Below are 16600 nucleotides of genomic sequence, written 5' to 3' on the forward strand. Positions count from 1 at the left end.
CGCTGAGGAAATCAGCAGGTAATGCAGATAATGCAAATGGCACGGGTCATGTTCATGCAACGGGCTTAGCACAGGTTTCAGGTGACGCCAACAAAAGATCTGCCGGGATCTTCTGATCCTCATGTCAGAACCGAAACCCGGCCGTTAGCGACCATGTATTCTCAGAACCGCCGCTGGTTTGAGATCCTTCATCCTGGGTCACTTCGCCGGTGATCTGCAGGTTGTTGGAAACCGGAACCGCAAAGCCGAGACTGACATTTGGGTCTTGGGTATTGATGATGTCACGGCCATTTTCTTGCTCAAACGCCATATAGCCCAAGATATTTCCAAAGTCATAGCCGGCCCGCAATTGGACCGGGCCCACGCCGCCAAGGTTATGAGACTTCCGCCGCGTGCTGCGTCGCTGGAGTTGCGCGCCTTCGGTATATGTTTGCAAATTCAATGCGTTTGATGGCGTTATGGCGCCCGCTCCCTGACGTTTGCCCAACACAAAGACCTGCCCGCCACTGGGCCAGCCCGCGCCAAAAAAGAAACCCCGTTGTTCTTCTGCGTCCGTCGGCAGAACGGACAACGGTATCAGCAGGCTCGCAGCGGCAGCGGCCCGAGCCATCCACATTCTGTAGTGTCCCATAGTTGCACCGGTAATTTGAAAACAGGCGCTGTCGCGCCAGACATCCCGGAGTTCAATATGCCTGAAATTGCTTAATCAGTGGTTTCCAAATCGCCGAAGTTTTTAGCGATAGGATCACGGTTCAGAGAGCGCTTGCTCCATTTCAAGCAGGAGAACCGCGCGCAATACCTGCTTTTGACGGCAAAAACTTGGCCCTTTTTCAGCGGTGCCTGTCGAACGGCAAGGGAGTTGAAACAAAACCTCCTCTTCACCGAAGAGGAGGTAAGTTTCACCATTCAGACTCTCTTTTATACCGCTCGTTGTTGTTTTGCCTGCGGCCTGAACAGCGCTGAGGGCGAGCGCACCCGCCCCAGATTGGTGAATTTCGTGGTCCCCGTTTTTTGCCCGGGGACCCTGGGCCGCATTTGCAGATCTGCCGCTGGCTGCCTGCAAATGCCTTTTGATAACAATCAGCTACAGCCGGATGTTGATCCACATGTGTTGCACTTCATGCAGGTTCCGTTGCGGACCAAAGTATAATTTCCACACTCACCACAAGGATCGCCTTCGTATCCTTGCATCTTGGCCTTGGTCCGCGCATCCAGACCGGTTGCTGCCGGTTGGGATGTCTCCGGCACCAGTGTTTGCAGAGCCGTCAGCGGATCGCCAACATCGCTTATCCGTGCTGGAGTTTCCTGACCGCCCCGCAACACAACCAATTCCTGGGGCAGACGCTTGCGCAGATAACCGGTTGAGGAGATCTGTTTCAGCACTTCCAAGGAGCGAGTCGCTGTGGTGTCGGAGATTTCTGACAGGTTGGAAATCCCTTCTTCCTTCTCGCCGCGGCCCACATCATCAAATGCGGCCCCTTCCGGTTTGACATGCGCCAGATCGGTGCGATCCAGATAGGACACGGCGAGCTCCCGGAAGATGTAGTCCAGGATCGAGGTGGCATTTTTGATCGAGTCGTTGCCCTGGACCATGCCGGCCGGTTCAAACTTGGTGAAGGTAAAGGCATCCACAAACTCTTCCAGCGGAACACCATATTGCAGACCAACCGAGACCGCGATGGCAAAGTTGTTCATCATCGCCCGGAAGCCCGCGCCTTCTTTGTGCATGTCGATGAAGATCTCACCGAGAGAGCCGTCAGAATATTCACCTGTCCGCAGGTAAACCTTGTGCCCGCCGACAACCGCCTTTTGGGTATACCCCTTGCGACGTTCCGGCATTTTGGTCCGGTGGGATTTCAAAACCTCTTTGATGACCACCTTCTCGACCACTTTTTCGGCGAGAACGGTTGCTTTTTCCTGCGGTGTTCCCGTCTCAAGGATCTCGGCCGCCTCATCATCGTCTTCGACCAGTGCCGCTGCCAGCGGTTGGCTCAGCTTGGAGCCGTCCCGATACAGTGCATTGGCTTTCACACCCAAGGACCAGCTGAGCTCATAGGCTTTCTGACAGTCCTCGATCGAGGCAGTATTCGCCATGTTAATGGTCTTGGAAATTGCGCCCGAGATAAAGGACTGTGCTGCAGCCATCATGCGGATATGGCTGTCAACGTTCAGATAACGTTTGCCTTTTTTCCCACATGGGTTGGCGCAGTCAAAAATCGAATAATGATCCGGGTGCAGATGCGGCGCCCCTTCCAGGGTCATGGTGCCGCAGACGTGGTCATTTGCGGCGTCGATCTCGGCTTTGCTGAAGCCAAGGTGTTTCAGCAGATCAAAAGTTGGATCATTCAGCTTGGCCGAAGGGATGCCCAACACACCGGTGCAGAAGTCTTCGCCCAGGGTCCACTGGTTGAACACAAAGCGGACATCAAAAGCACTTTCGAGCGCGGCGTCGATCTTTGCCAGCTCACGCGGGCCGAACCCGTGACCGGTCAGCGATGTGTGGTTGATCGCAGGCGCATTGCCAATGGATCCATGTCCCACCGCGTAAGAGACGATCTCTTCGATTTGCGCCGAGCTATACCCCAAACCCTCCAGAGCGGCAGGAACAGACCGGTTGATGATCTTGAAATATCCGCCACCGGCAAGTTTCTTGAACTTTACCAGGGCAAAGTCAGGCTCGATCCCGGTGGTGTCACAATCCATCACCAGACCGATGGTGCCCGTGGGAGCAATCACGGTTGTCTGCGCATTGCGATACCCATGGCGTTCGCCAAGATCCAGCGCCTCGTCCCAGGCGCTCATGGCGAATTCCACCAGACGCGCATCTGGGCAGTTCTCCAGATCCAGCGGAACCGGTTTGACCGATAGAGATTCGTAGCCGTCCACCATCCCGCGTGCGGCACTGCGGTGGTTGCGGATGACACGCAGCATGTGTTTTGCATTGCGCTCATAGCCGGGGAATGCGCCCAGCTCTGCCGCAATCTCGGCCGAGGTCGCATAGGCCACACCGGTCATCAGCGCGGTCAGTGCACCACAAAGCGCGCGTCCCTCGTCTGAATCGTAACCATACCCCATGTTCATCAAGAGGCCGCCAATGTTGGCGTAGCCCAGACCCAGCGTGCGGAAGTCAAAGGACCGTTGGGCGATTTCCTTGGACGGGAATTGCGCCATAGTGACCGAGATTTCCAGGGTCAACGTCCAAAGACGACAGGCGTGCATGTAATCCTCGGCCTGAAACTTACCATCCTCCAGGAAAGTCAGCAGGTTCATAGACGCCAGGTTACAGGCGGTGTCGTCCAGGAACATGTATTCGGAACAAGGGTTTGAACCGCGGATCTCACCGTCTTCGGGGCATGTGTGCCACTCGTTTACGGTGTCATGGAATTGAATGCCGGGATCTGCACAGGCCCAGGCGGCGTGACCCACCTTTTCCCACAGATCCCGGGCTTTCACGGTTTTTGACACCGAACCATCCACACGGTTGATCAGCTGCCAGTCGGCATCCTTTTCAACCGCTGTGAGGAAGGCATTGGTGACCCGGATCGAGTTGTTTGAGTTCTGTCCCGATACCGAGCTATAGGCTTCACTGTCCCAATCAGTGTCATAAGTCGGAAACTCAATGCTGGTGTAGCCCTGTTTGGCGTAATCCAGCACCCGTTTGACATAAGTTTCCGGGATCGCGACCTTCTTGGCTTCGCGCACCGCTTTTTTCAGCCCGTCGTTTTTCGCGGGATCGGTTGCGTCAGCCTCGGCGCCGTCCCAGTTGCGGATTGCCTGGAAGATGCCGTTCAGCATCTTCTCGTGCATCTTGGAACCCGCAACAATGGAGGCAACCTTTTGCTCTTCGAGGACCTTCCATTGGATGAAGTCCTCGATATCCGGATGATCGGCGTCCACGATCACCATCTTCGCTGCTCGACGGGTTGTCCCGCCAGATTTGATCGCACCAGCGGCGCGATCCCCAATTTTCAGGAAGCCCATCAGCCCCGAGGATTTGCCCCCGCCTGACAGGTTTTCCCCTTCGCCCCGCAGGGCCGAGAAGTTGGTTCCGGTGCCGGAACCATATTTGAACAGGCGCGCTTCACGCACCCACAAATCCATAATCCCGCCTTCGTTCACCAGATCATCGGCCACGGACTGAATGAAACAGGCGTGTGGCTGCGGGTGTTCATAGGCGCTGTTGGATTTGGTCAGCTTGCCGGTTTTGAAATCGACGTAATGGTGCCCCTGCGCCGGGCCATCAATTCCATAGGCCCAATGCAGACCTGTGTTGAACCATTGCGGAGAGTTCGGCGCCGCACGTTGGGTGGCCAGCATGTGGCGCATCTCATCGAAATAGGCGCGGGCATCATCCTCAGTGGTGAAATAGCCGCCCTTCCAGCCCCAATACGTCCAGGCTCCGGCCAAACGATCAAAAACCTGTTTGGAGGACGTCTCACCGCCCATCTCAACCGTGTCGTTTGCGGGCACAGAGCGCCACAGGAATTCGGGAACGCCCTTTTCGCGGATCCTCTTGGTGCTGGCCGGGACACCGGCCTTGCGGAAGTACTTCTGTGCGATCACATCGCTGGCAACCTGGCTCCAGGCCGTCGGCACTTCGATGTCTTCCTGACGGAACACAATGGTCCCGTCAGGATTGCGAATTTCGGAAGTAGCAGCGGTAAAGTCCAAACCAGCGTAGGCATCTTGCCCTGCAGTGGTAAACTTCCGTTCGATTTTCATATGTTCTGCCCCGGCTTTGCAGTTTTTTGTGTTCAATCGGCACCGGACACATGCACAAACGGAAAAAACATTCCCTCACCGGCGGAAAGAGAGCGCCGATTGCCCGTAAGGCTTTGAAAGATCATGTTTTGAGCGTTCTTGCGGTTGCCCCAGTCAGACCTACAAGATCTTGTGCTGCCGCATCCAGTACACACAATTTGACGTATTTAGCCACAATTGGTCAACGCCAAATTTACCGAGTTACATACCTCTTTTCTATTGACGCCAATTTTAGTTTGAGACGGGTGATTTGCTGTGCGATTCAGGAGGCGTTCGAAAGGTGTTTGTACGGTGCAGCATTCGACTGGTTTGGGTCGAGGTTTCCCTTTTTTCTTTCAAGGCCTTGTGAAAGTTGGCTCATGATTTCAACCCTTTGCAGGTCCACAACCATAGGTGATTGAGTGTCGAAGGGGTGCAATTTTAACGAAAAACGGACGAGGCGCGGCTCAGAAAAATCATGCGACTTTTTTGCAAGTCATTTGTGCGCATGCGAATGTATTTCGGCCTGTGCGCTGAGTTTTCGACCAGTGCGATGACGCCAATTCACGTCAGTTTCTTAAGGTTTGCTTAACAAGGGAGGGAACTACATGTTGTGCTTTAACCTTTCGGTTAAGCTACGGTCCCCCGACCAATCTCATTCTTGAAGAGGAGAAATGGTCGGGGCGGCAGGATTCGAACCTACGACCCCCTGTACCCAAAACAGGTGCGCTACCAGACTGCGCCACGCCCCGGACCGTGCGCCTTCCTATCCTTGCTGAACGGGATTGAAAACCCCTAACAAGGCCAAATTGGTGAAGAATTTGAAAAAACTTTATGGCGCAGCGCGTCTCCGACGGAAATCCCGTACCGACGGGCCAGTCCGCCGTTGATTTCGAGCACTGCAAAGACGTTTTCGCCGCCGGGAATCGGTGTCAGGTCGCCGGGAATCGCATTTTCATGAATGTGGCTGATCCGCCCGTCCGCCTCGATAAAGATCATATCGAGGGGAATCAGGGTGTTCTTCATCCAGAAGGCCGCCCGTTGGGGGTGTTCATAAACAAAAAGCATGCCCGCACCGCGTGGCATGCTTTCTCGAAACATCAATCCTTGGGAGCGTTCCGCCGGAGTGTCAGCCAGTTCGACGGAAAAGGCGATCTGCCCAAAGTCTCCGCGCAGCTCAACCCGATCTGCCCGGCAGTCTGCATGGGCTGCCCCTGCTGCAAACGCGCAGGCAGCAGCCAAAGCCCAACGGCGCAGCAGTCTACTCAATGGCTGCTTCCCAGGACATGACCTCCACAGCCATCCGGCCGCGATTGCCTTCTATGACGCGCATGGCAAGCGCTTCACCCGGCTGAAGGTCTGCAAGGCCGGACTGCCGCAGGACTTCAACATGCAGGAAGACATCTTCGGGACGACCAAACACATTGGCAAACCCAAAACCTTTGCCCTTGTCGAACCACTTGACACGTGCGGCCTCCAGAGGGTGCGCGCTTACTTCGGACATATCGAGGTCGGCAAAATCGCTGAGCACCGGCACATCGTCGCGCTTTGGAGCTTGAATTTCACGCACTTCGACTGCCTGAACACCACGTGTGGTATGATGCGCGATCAGTTCGACCTGGGCACCATCAGCGACCGAGCTCTGACCGAAGTTCCGCAATACATTTATATGAAGCAGAATATCGGGGCCACCGTCGTCGGAAACGACAAAACCATAGCCTTTGGTCGGGTCAAACCATTTGACCACGCCGCGAACGGTTTGCATGCTGCTCAGGTTAACGTCTTCAGCCACCGGAATCCCACCAATTCTTTCTAAGTGTTTTTTGCGATTTTCTGATGCTCCATATGACCGGACATTTGCAAGTACAAATTTACGGTGCATGTACTGAAATGGACAATTCCAACAAAATTGTTACGGCGACAATCGGCGGGTCGACCAGCTTTGCTCGTTTTCTGCTCGGCGCCATTGGAAGCGGTCGTGCAGCCGGAAATCGCCGTCGGCCCAGAATTCGATTTCAATCGGAGAGATTCGAAAGCCACCCCAGAATGGCGGGCGCTTGGGCGCTGTGCCCTTGGTTGCGGTGACTTTGGCGACCTCGGCCATCAAGGCGGCCCGGCTGGCCAGGGGCTGTGACTGCTTGGATGCCCAGGCGCCCAACCGGCTTTTGAGGGAGCGAGAGGCGAAATATTCATCTGCCTTTGGACCCTCTTCCCGTTCAACCACGCCGCGCACCCGGATCTGGCGACGCAGGGATTTCCAGTGCATGACAAAAGCCGCCTTGCCGCTTGCTTCGATTTCGAGTGCTTTGGCGCTGCCATAATTGGTGTAAAAGACAAAAGCCGCGTCTTCGATTTCCTTCAGGAGAACCATGCGCACGTTTGGCATCCCGTCGCCGTCAACAGTGGACAGCGCAATGGCGTTTGGGTCGTTGATCTCGGTCTTTTCCGCTTCTGATAGCCAGCGGCGCGCGATTGAAAAAGGATCATCGCCTGCAAAAAGTTCACTCTGATCAGACATGTGTCCACCATCCTTGCCCGAAATTGTCATTTAAATGCACCCTAGGACGCGTCTTGGGGGACCACAAGCACCTCAGGGGAACGGTGAGCACTTGAAGCATCAGCAATGTCATAATAAACACCACATAATCACGTGATCACAGGCGGAGAACCTGCATGTCTAGTCAACTTATGGCTGGTAAACGCGGCCTTATCATGGGCCTTGCCAACGACAAATCAATTGCTTGGGGCATTGCAAAAGCCTGCGCCGAGGCCGGCGCGGACCTGGCATTTTCCTATCAGGGCGACGCTCTGAAAAAACGGGTCGACCCGCTTGCGGCGCAGCTCGGCAGCGAGATCGTGCTGCCATGCGACGTATCGGATGAAGCCTCCATCGACGCGCTGTTTGCAGCGCTGGAAGAGAAATGGGGGAAGCTGGACTTTGTTGTTCATGCGATCGGTTTCTCCGACAAGAACGAGCTGCGCGGACGCTATGTCGACACCAGCCGTGACAATTTCACCATGACGATGGATATATCGGTCTATTCCTTCACTGCCGTTATGAAGCGGGCAGAGAAGATGATGTTCGAAGGCGGCAGCGCGCTGACGCTGACCTACTACGGTGCCGAACAGGTTATGCCACACTATAATGTGATGGGTGTGGCCAAGGCTGCGCTGGAGGCATCGGTCAAATATCTGGCCGAAGATCTGGGCAAGGACGGTATCCGTGTAAATGCCATTTCCGCCGGGCCGATCAAGACACTGGCGGCTTCCGGTATCGGCGACTTCCGCTACATCATGAAGTGGAACGAGTATAACTCACCCTTGCGTCGCAACGTCACCATCGAAGACGTGGGCAATTCCGCGCTCTACCTCTTGTCCGATCTCGGATCCGGTGTCACCGGTGAGAACCTGCACGTGGACGCTGGGTACCATGTTGTCGGTATGAAGGCGGTCGACGCCCCGGATATGTCCAAAGCCTAAACGCGAATTTGGCAGTGGGGTACAAAGGCTCCCTGCCCTTTGCCGCCGCTCAGCCGCGACAGGAGAACAGTTATGACAGACCGTCTTCCACATGAAAAAGGGTTCCATATCAGTTGGGATCAGATCCATCGCGACAGCCGAGCCTTGGCATGGCGTCTGGATGGTCAGGGCCCTGACGACGGTGCCTGGCGCGCAGTTGTTGCCATTACCCGTGGCGGCATGGCTCCTGCCATGATCGTAAGCCGTGAACTGGATATCCGCACTGTGGATACGATCAGTGTCAAATCCTACCATCATCAGGATCAGGGTAATGCTCAGGTTTTGAAAGCTCCCGACGCGGATCTGATGAAGGATGGCGATGGCATCTTGATCATTGATGACCTGGTGGACAGCGGCAAGACCCTTGAACTGGTGCGCGAGATGTACCCCAAGGCGCATTTCGCGACGGTTTATGCAAAGCCCAAAGGCCGCCCGCAGGTGGACACCTACATCACCGAAGTCAGCCAGGACACATGGATCTTCTTCCCTTGGGACATGGCGCTGCAATATGTAGAGCCTTACCGTGGCAAGGATTAATCCTGCAGATTGAACATCAGGGCGCTCCGGTTTGGGGCGCCTTTTTTCTTGGCCGAACTTCTCACGTAACTTGACGGAGCTTCCCTATGGCAATGCCGCGCACGCAACGTACGTTTTCTTCTCCGATTGTCGAATCGCGCCGCTGGATACAGGGGGTCTCATTCCCGTCGGATCGCCCGCTTCTGAACCTCAGCCAGGCGGCCCCGGCCGATCCGCCGCCGGAAACCTTACGCAAGGTCATGGCAGAGGCAGCGCTGAAGGACGACAGCGCACATCTTTATGGCGCGGTTCTGGGGCGGCCGGAACTGCGTGCCGCGCTCGCTGAACAGATCAGCGCCCACTATGAGTGCGCCGTTGCGCCGGAGCAGGTTGCCATTACATCGGGGTGCAATCAGGCCTTTACCGCCACCATTGCCAGTCTCTGCGATGAAGGAGACGAGGTGATCCTGCCGACGCCATGGTACTTCAACCACAAAATGGCGCTTGATATGGCTGGCGTATCTGCGGTGCCTTTGCCGGTTGGAGCGGGCATGTTGCCTTCCGTTGCCGAGGCCGCGGACCTCATGACCTCTAGGACCCGCGCGCTGGTGCTTATCTCCCCGAATAACCCCTGCGGCGTTGAATACCCCCAGGAGCTGGTTGCTGATTTTTATGCGCTGGCCAAGGAAAGTGGCATTGCTCTGATTTTGGACGAGACTTACCGCGATTTTGACAAGCGCAACGAAGTTCCGCATAAGTTGTTTCAAAAAAACGAATGGGATGGTACACTTATCCATCTGTATTCCTTTTCCAAAGCCTATCGTCTGACCGGTCATAGGGTTGGTTCAATTGTGACCGGGCGGTCAAAATTGTTCGAAATTGAAAAATTCCTGGATACGCATACGATTTGTCCAAACCAGATCGGGCAGATCGCTGCGGCTTGGGGAATTGGCAACCTTCAGGACTGGCTGAAAGGGGAACGCGCCGAGATGCTGATGCGGCGCAAGACCATCGAAGAGGGGTTTTCGGTTCTCGCAAACGTGGGTTGGCGCCTTCTGGGAAGTGGTGCCTATTTCGCCTATGTGGAACACCCCTTCCCGCAAAGTTCGGATGATCTGGCGCAAAAACTGATCCATGACTGCGGCATTCTTATGCTGCCGGGAACAATGTTTACCCCGGATGATGATCCGTCTGGGCGGCGTCAGTTCCGGATTGCCTTTGCCAATGTAGACAGCGCCGGAATTGAAGAGCTTTTCCGGCGGCTCGCATCCTGGACACCCGTTGGTGGCTAAATTGTTGCAAAACACCGGGCTCTGGCAGGTTGGACCCGCTTGCTCCGACGCCGGTGTCAGCGTATTCAGGACGACGAACCACAGATGTGCAGGAGATGCAGGCATGTTTGCGCCTTGCAACCGGCACAGAACAGAACTTTGGCCATCAGGGCGGCAGGCATGAAACAACTATCTAAGACATTCGTTTGGGTCCTTATGGGGATGCTGATCCTGGGCCTTGCTGGCTTTGGTGCGGTCAGCTTTACCGGCTCCAATACAGCGGTTGCCACCGTGGGTGACAAGGAAGTCTCCATCAACGACTATGGCCGCGCCCTGCAACAGGAACAGCGCAGCCTTCAGGCACAGTCCGGTCAGGCCTTCTCCATGGAGCAAATGGTGGCCTTTGGGATCGACCGTGCGGTTCTGAACCGCCTGATCTCGGTCGCCGCGATCGACAATGAAGTCTCCCGCATCGGCGTATCCACCGGCAATGAGAACCTGCAACGTGAGATTGCCGATATTCAGGCCTTTCAGGGCATTGACGGGCAGTTCAACCGCGAGGCCTATGCCTTTGCGCTTCAGAACGCGGGTCTCAGTGAACGGGACTTCGAGGCCGATATTCGTCAGGAAACCGCACGTACATTGGTACAGGGCGCTGTGATTTCCGGCGTCAAGATGCCTTCCGTCATGCAAACCACCTTGCTGGATTATGTGGGCGCACGCCGCAGCTTCTCTTATGTTGTGCTGTCGCCCGAAGACGTGATCCTGCCGCAGATCGCCCCGTCCGACGAAGAGCTGAAGGCGTTTTATGATGAGCGCATCGCAGATTTCACACTGCCGGAAACCAAGGTTATCACCTATGTGCAGCTGAACCCCGAAATGGTGATGGATGACGTCAATATCGAAGAGAGCGCGCTGCAAACGGCGTTCGACGACCGGGCGGATATCTATCAACTGCCGGAACGTCGTCTGGTCGAGCGTCTCGTCTTTGCAGATCAGGCCGCAGCCGAAAGCGCCAAGGCCCAACTGGATCTGGGCGGCACCATCTTTGAAGGTCTTGTGGCCGCGCGTGGCCTGTCTCTGGGGGATGTCGATCTGGGGGACGTGACCCTTGAGGATCTGGGCGAAGCGGGCGACGGCATCTTTGCCGCCGAGACCGGTGAGGTCGTAGGCCCCCTGCCCTCTGACCTTGGGCCGGCGCTCTACCGTGTAAATGGCATCCTCGAAGCGCGCAGCACTGCATTGGATGACGTACGCGACGAATTGCGCCGTGAACTGGCCGGCGACAGCGCCCGCCGCCTGATCGAGGCCCGCAGCGAGGACATCGAAGATCTTCTGGCCGGTGGCGTCACACTTGAAGAAGTCGCTGCAAGCGACGGTTTGAAGCTGGGTACCATCAACTGGACCGCCACCAGCGAAGACGACATCGCGGCCTATGATGGCTTCCGCAACCGGGCCAGCTCGGTCACTGTGGATGATTTTCCGACCGTAGATTTCCTTGCAGATGGCAGCCTTTATGCCCTGCGTCTGGATGAGGTTCTGGCCCCCCGTCCGGAACCGTTCGAAGACGCGCGCGATGCAGTGCTGGCGGCCTGGAACGCGGATCGCGTGGCCAGCGCTCTGGCCGCACAGGCCGAGGATCTGGTGGCACAGATTGAGGAGAGCAAGGACTTTCCTGAGACCGCGGAGGTCCAGACCGAAGAAGGCCTGACCCGTACCGCCTATCTGGATCACACGCCGGCGGATCTGATGAACCAGGTCTTTGAGATGGCAGTGGGAGATCTGCGCGTGGTCACCGGTGACGAAAACACCGCTGTCGTCCGTCTGGATGAAATCTTGCCCCCGGCAGAGAATGATGATCTGACCACATTGGCTGATGCGATCAGCAACCAGCTCGACCAATCGCTGGCACAGGCCCTGTTTGAAGCCTATGCAAACGACTTGCTGCAACGGGCAGAGCCCACGGTTAACCAACAGGCGCTTGCGGCTGTTCAGGCCAACTTCTACTGATAAGGGCACCCCAAAATGGCTCTGACACCCGAATACAAAGACTTCGCAAGCGCTTATGAAGTGGGCGAAAATCAGGTTGTGTATACCCGCCTTGCAGCGGATCTGGATACTGCTGTTTCGCTGATGCTGAAACTCACCGGTGCGCAAAAGGACGCGTTTATGCTGGAATCCGTGACCGGTGGCGAGGTGCGCGGACGCTATTCCATCATCGGCATGAAACCGGATCTGATCTGGCGCTCACGTGGGGAATTTTCGGAGCTGAACCGCACAGCCCGTTTTGACGACGAGGCTTTCACGCGTCAGGACGGCAACCCGCTGGACAATCTGAGGACGCTTCTTGACGAAAGCAAAATGGACCTGCCCGAAGACTTGCCCCAGGCGGCCGCTGGTCTGTTTGGATACCTTGGATATGACATGGTGCGCCATGTGGAGGTTCTGCCCAATGTGAACCCGGACCCGCTTGGCCTGCCCGATGCGGTGATGATGCGCCCGTCAGTGATTGCCGTTCTGGACGGTGTCAAAGGCGAAGTGACCGTGGTCTCTCCGGTCTGGGCTAACGCCGAGCAATCGGCGCGTGCGGCCTATGCGCAGGCGTCTGAGCGGGTGATGGACGCGGTACGTGATCTGGAACGCGCCATGCCCGACGCCACCCGCGATCTGGGCGACAGCCGCGACGTGGGCGAGCCTGTCTCCAACTTCACCAAATCGGGCTATATGGAAGCGGTTGAAAAAGCGAAGGAATATATCCGCGCGGGCGACATCTTTCAGGTTGTGCCGGCCCAACGCTGGACTCATGACTTCCCACTGCCGCCTTTTGCGCTTTATCGCTCGCTGCGCCGTACCAACCCTTCGCCCTTTATGTTCTACTTTAACTTTGGCGGCTTTCAGGTTGTTGGTGCCTCACCCGAGATTCTGGTTCGGGTCTTTGGCAATGAGGTGACGATCCGCCCCATTGCCGGCACCCGTCCCCGTGGCGCAACCCCCGAGGAGGACAAGGCGAATGAGCTGGATCTGCTGGCAGACAAGAAAGAGCTGGCGGAACACCTGATGCTTTTGGACCTGGGGCGTAACGACGTGGGGCGTGTGGCCAAAATCGGCACCGTCAGACCCACTGAAGAGTTCATCATAGAACGCTACAGCCATGTCATGCACATTGTTTCAAACGTGGTGGGCGAATTGGACGAAGGCAAAGATGCGCTGGATGCGTTTTTTGCCGGGATGCCTGCGGGCACTGTATCCGGCGCGCCCAAGGTCCGCGCGATGGAGATCATTGACGAGCTGGAACCTGAAAAACGCGGTGTCTATGGTGGTGGTGTCGGTTACTTCTCAGCTGGCGGTGATATGGACATGTGTATTGCCCTGCGCACAGCAATTGTGAAGGATCAGAAACTCTATATCCAGGCCGGTGGTGGTGTTGTTTATGACAGCGATCCAGAGGCTGAATATATGGAAACCGTTCACAAATCCAACGCCATCCGCCGCGCTGCTGAGGATGCGGCGCGTTTTACCCGCGGCGGAAATTCCTAAAGAAAACGTCCACGCTGAACCTGCAACCCGAGCGGTTGCAGGTTTTCGTTTCTATCTGCTCGGCTGCGGTGCCTGTCTCTGAAACACCGTAACAGATCGGGTAGAACCACGTGATGCGCTGACCGGATGCATTAGGGATATATTTACCCAAATTTGAAACAATAGACCAAGGTCACTGTGATTAAACCCACAGACGGCATGGTTTCGGGCTGCATTCACGAGAATGTCATATTCTTCTTGAGTTGCTGCCGATTTTATTAAAGTGTCATTTAGGCATCTGTTTGCAAAAAAATAGAGCTCAAATCGCAAATGTTTCGTTAAAAAAGAAGAGTGTTGGGTGAAGTTCTGGATCAGAAATCAACGAAAGACTAAAGGGCGATTTAGGTTCGTCTCGACATTTGTTCTGGCGGTGTTTCCAACAGCTATTGCATTTGGAACGTTCAGCGAACTGGCGTTTGAAGAACTGACAAACATTGAACCCCTGTCTTTTCAATTTGCGAACGATCCCATCGCAGGTCTGCCGTTTTGGGAACCAGACTTGTCATTTCGTACAGGCGCACCTTTGGGCGGCCCGTCCCAACGTACTGATTTTGCTCTGGCTTCGGTAAACCTAGAAGGCTTTTCGGGTGGAAACGGCTTCGGGGTCAACGTTCCGAACTTCCCAAGGGTTGCGCCACTGATCAATCCCGCGCTTTGGAACAGCTATGACCTTCCCCTTCCTGCTGCTGAGCAGTTCTTTGATGCGTTCAATGTACAGCGCTTTGGATCTTCGACATCTGGAAATGGACAATCGGGTGGTTCATCTTCCGATGGGTTTGGATCTTCCGGATCTCCGTTCCAAACGCCTTTTACGTTTACCGGAGGGGGCGGTAGATCGACTGGTGGTACTATCGTTACGGACCAAAACGTCCCGCCCGGTTCTTCGCAAATCGCACCCGTACCTCTGCCAATGACAGCGCCGCTGCTGCTGGCCGCTCTGGGCGCTTTGGGTCTGTGTGCACGGCGATTAAAAGGCAAAGATATTAAATAAATCAACGCCAGCCCAAAGGCGCCGCGCCGTTTCTGTTCCCCAAATGAAAAAAGCTGCCCCCAAAGGGCGCAGCTTTCGTTCATTTTTAACAGGGGCTTAGCCGATCAGGCCGCCATCTTCGCGTTTTACAACAACAACGGAAGAGCGCGCCAGTTTGCCCTCGCCGTCCGGGAACGGTGCTTTCGGGTGCTGGATGCCAACAAACATCGAGCGGCGGTCCGCAGACCAGCACAGGCCGGTAACTTCCGCGCCGTAAGGTACGGTCATGAAGCGCACGATTTCGCCGGTTACAGGATCGCCAACCAGCATCTGGTTGTTGCCCTGACCTTCAAAGTCGCCTTCGTTCTTGTAGTTGCCGTCGGTCTGGATCCACAGGAGGCCCGAGGTGTCAAACGCCATACCATCCGGCGAGTTGAACATGTTGCCCGGGTGGACGTTTGCAGAACCCGCATATTCGTCACCATGCACATTCGGGTTGCCGGCCATGACATAGAGATCCCAGTCAAACGTATCGGCGGCATAGTTCGCATCCGCCGGTTTCCAGCGTACGATCTGACCATAGTTGTTGGCTTCACGCGGGTTCACTGCGTTCGGCGAGGTGTCATCACCACCGGCGTTCGGCTTGACGCCACGGTTCTTGTTGTTGGTCAGCGCGCAATAGGCTTCAACCGAGATCGGGTTGGCTGCAACCCATTCAGGACGGTCCATGGTGGTGCCGCCGGCAGCGGAAGCCGCCATACGGGTGTGGATGTAGATTTCAACTTCATCCATGCCGGTGGTTTCCGGGGTCAGCGGCAGCCAGCGGCCTTTGCCGTCATCGTGGAATTTCGCGACATAAAGCGTGCCTTCGTTCAGAAGGTTTTCGGTGTCGCCACCCGGCTGGTAAACGTCGTTAGAGACGTAACGATAGAGATATTCGCCACGTTCATCATCGCCGAGGTAGACAACAACGCGGCCGTCTTTGGCGATGACAACTTCGGCGTTCTCGTGCTTGAAACGACCCAGTGCGGTGCGCTTGACTGGCTTGCTGTCCGGGTTGGTCGGGTCGATTTCAACGATGTAACCAAAACGGTTCGGCTCGTTCGGGTTTTTCGCGAGGTCATAGCGCGCGTCGAATTTTTCATAGTCGTAACGGCTCTCACCTTTGATGCCGTAACGCTTGAAACCAGGCGTCTGTTCAAATGCTGCGTCGGTGGAGCCGAAGTAGCCGTTGAAGTTTTCTTCACAGGTCAGGTAGGTGCCCCAAGGGGTCTTGCCCGAACCACAGTTGTTCATGGTGCCCAGAACTTCGATACCTTCTGGATCGGCCGGTGTTTTCAGCATGTCGTGGCCAGCTGCCGGACCAGCAATACGCATCGGTGTGTTGTGGTGGATGCGGCGGTTATAGGGGCTGTCGACGACAACTTTCCAACCTGCATCAGTCTCTTCCACTTCCATGACGGTGACACCCTGCAGGTTCTGCAGTTTCTTCACCTCAGCAGCCGATGTCGGTTTGCCGTCTTCGTTTTTCGGCAAGTTCAGCTTGGGGTTCAGGTATTCGTGGTTTACAGCGATCACCTGCTTGCCACCAATTTCGAACAGCTCCATGCCGTCGGTGTTCTCACCAAAGATACGGTCAGACACGTCGTCGCCACCGGTTTCGTGGCTGAATTCCGGCGCGTCCGAGAACAGCGGATCACCCCAGCGGGTCAGGATGTCCCAGGTGTAGCCTTCCGGAACGTGAACGGTTGCATCGGTTGCGATCTCGATCGGCTTGAACGCAAAACGGCTGGAGGTGGCTGCTTCGGCGGTTGAGGACAACAGAGCACCGGTGCCCATTACAGCTGCGCCAGAGCCAAAGGCCACAATGCCGCTCAGAAAGCCGCGACGGCTCAGAGCGGTTTCAACAACACGGTCAAATTCGTTTTCGGTTGGACGTGGGTCGTTCAATTCGTCCCACTCGTCCCAAGATAGGTCTACGCGTTTATCAGCCATTTGTACTTCCCCT

General features: G+C 55.9%; 12 protein-coding genes and 1 tRNA gene. 6 read left to right on the forward strand and 7 right to left on the reverse strand.

Translation table 11 applies throughout. The annotated features are described in order from the left end of the window. Positions 1–124 precede the first annotated feature (124 nt). From ACXAEW_RS15690 to pdxH, 6 genes are all read right to left on the reverse strand, one after another. A complete protein-coding gene (locus tag ACXAEW_RS15690) occupies positions 125–616 on the reverse strand; it encodes a hypothetical protein (RefSeq protein ID WP_474942209.1) in 492 nt (163 codons plus the stop codon). Between the two features lie 464 nt (positions 617–1080). Further along, entirely contained in the window at positions 1081–4722 is a 3642-nt protein-coding gene (locus tag ACXAEW_RS15695) for a vitamin B12-dependent ribonucleotide reductase (protein WP_474942210.1), read from the reverse strand. 693 nt (positions 4723–5415) lie between these two features. Further along, positions 5416–5492 (reverse strand) — tRNA-Pro (locus ACXAEW_RS15700). Between the two features lie 43 nt (positions 5493–5535). Next, the gene (locus ACXAEW_RS15705) at positions 5536–6009 is read right to left on the reverse strand and encodes a DUF192 domain-containing protein (protein WP_474942211.1); all 474 of its coding nucleotides are present in this window, start codon (positions 6007–6009) and stop codon (positions 5536–5538) included. Next, positions 6002–6532: a cold-shock protein gene (locus tag ACXAEW_RS15710; protein WP_474942212.1), complete on the reverse strand. Its 531-nt coding sequence runs from the start codon at positions 6530–6532 to the stop codon at positions 6002–6004. Before ACXAEW_RS15710 ends, ACXAEW_RS15705 begins: the two co-directional genes overlap by 8 nt. A 120-nt stretch (positions 6533–6652) precedes the next feature. Further along, positions 6653–7258, reverse strand: coding sequence for a pyridoxamine 5'-phosphate oxidase (gene pdxH, locus ACXAEW_RS15715; RefSeq protein ID WP_474942213.1), 606 nt, complete (start codon positions 7256–7258; stop codon positions 6653–6655). 155 nt (positions 7259–7413) lie between these two features. On the opposite strand from pdxH, the gene fabI reads away from it, so the two are divergent. From fabI to ACXAEW_RS15745, 6 genes are all read left to right on the forward strand, one after another. Beyond that, positions 7414–8220, forward strand: a complete 807-nt coding sequence (gene fabI / locus ACXAEW_RS15720; protein WP_474942214.1) for an enoyl-ACP reductase FabI — start codon at positions 7414–7416, stop codon at positions 8218–8220. A gap of 72 nt (positions 8221–8292) precedes the next feature. Then, positions 8293–8796 carry a xanthine phosphoribosyltransferase gene (gene gpt, locus ACXAEW_RS15725; protein WP_474942215.1) on the forward strand — a complete coding sequence of 168 codons (504 nt, stop codon included), beginning with the start codon at positions 8293–8295 and terminating at the stop codon, positions 8794–8796. An 86-nt stretch (positions 8797–8882) separates the two neighbouring features. Continuing rightward, positions 8883–10067: an aminotransferase gene (locus ACXAEW_RS15730; protein ID WP_474942216.1), complete on the forward strand. Its 1185-nt coding sequence runs from the start codon at positions 8883–8885 to the stop codon at positions 10065–10067. A gap of 159 nt (positions 10068–10226) precedes the next feature. Beyond that, positions 10227–12056: a peptidylprolyl isomerase gene (locus tag ACXAEW_RS15735; RefSeq protein ID WP_474942217.1), complete on the forward strand. Its 1830-nt coding sequence runs from the start codon at positions 10227–10229 to the stop codon at positions 12054–12056. A gap of 15 nt (positions 12057–12071) precedes the next feature. Then, positions 12072–13583 carry an anthranilate synthase component I gene (gene trpE / locus ACXAEW_RS15740; protein WP_474942218.1) on the forward strand — a complete coding sequence of 504 codons (1512 nt, stop codon included), beginning with the start codon at positions 12072–12074 and terminating at the stop codon, positions 13581–13583. Between the two features lie 337 nt (positions 13584–13920). Then, positions 13921–14613, forward strand: coding sequence for a hypothetical protein (locus ACXAEW_RS15745; protein ID WP_474942219.1), 693 nt, complete (start codon positions 13921–13923; stop codon positions 14611–14613). Between the two features lie 96 nt (positions 14614–14709). On the opposite strand, the gene ACXAEW_RS15750 is transcribed toward ACXAEW_RS15745, so the two are convergent. Further along, the gene (locus ACXAEW_RS15750; RefSeq protein ID WP_474942220.1) at positions 14710–16587 is read right to left on the reverse strand and encodes a PhoX family protein; all 1878 of its coding nucleotides are present in this window, start codon (positions 16585–16587) and stop codon (positions 14710–14712) included. Between the last annotated feature and the right edge of the window lie 13 nt (positions 16588–16600).

It is taken from the genome of Epibacterium sp. ABZ3_068 (assembly GCF_056159265.1).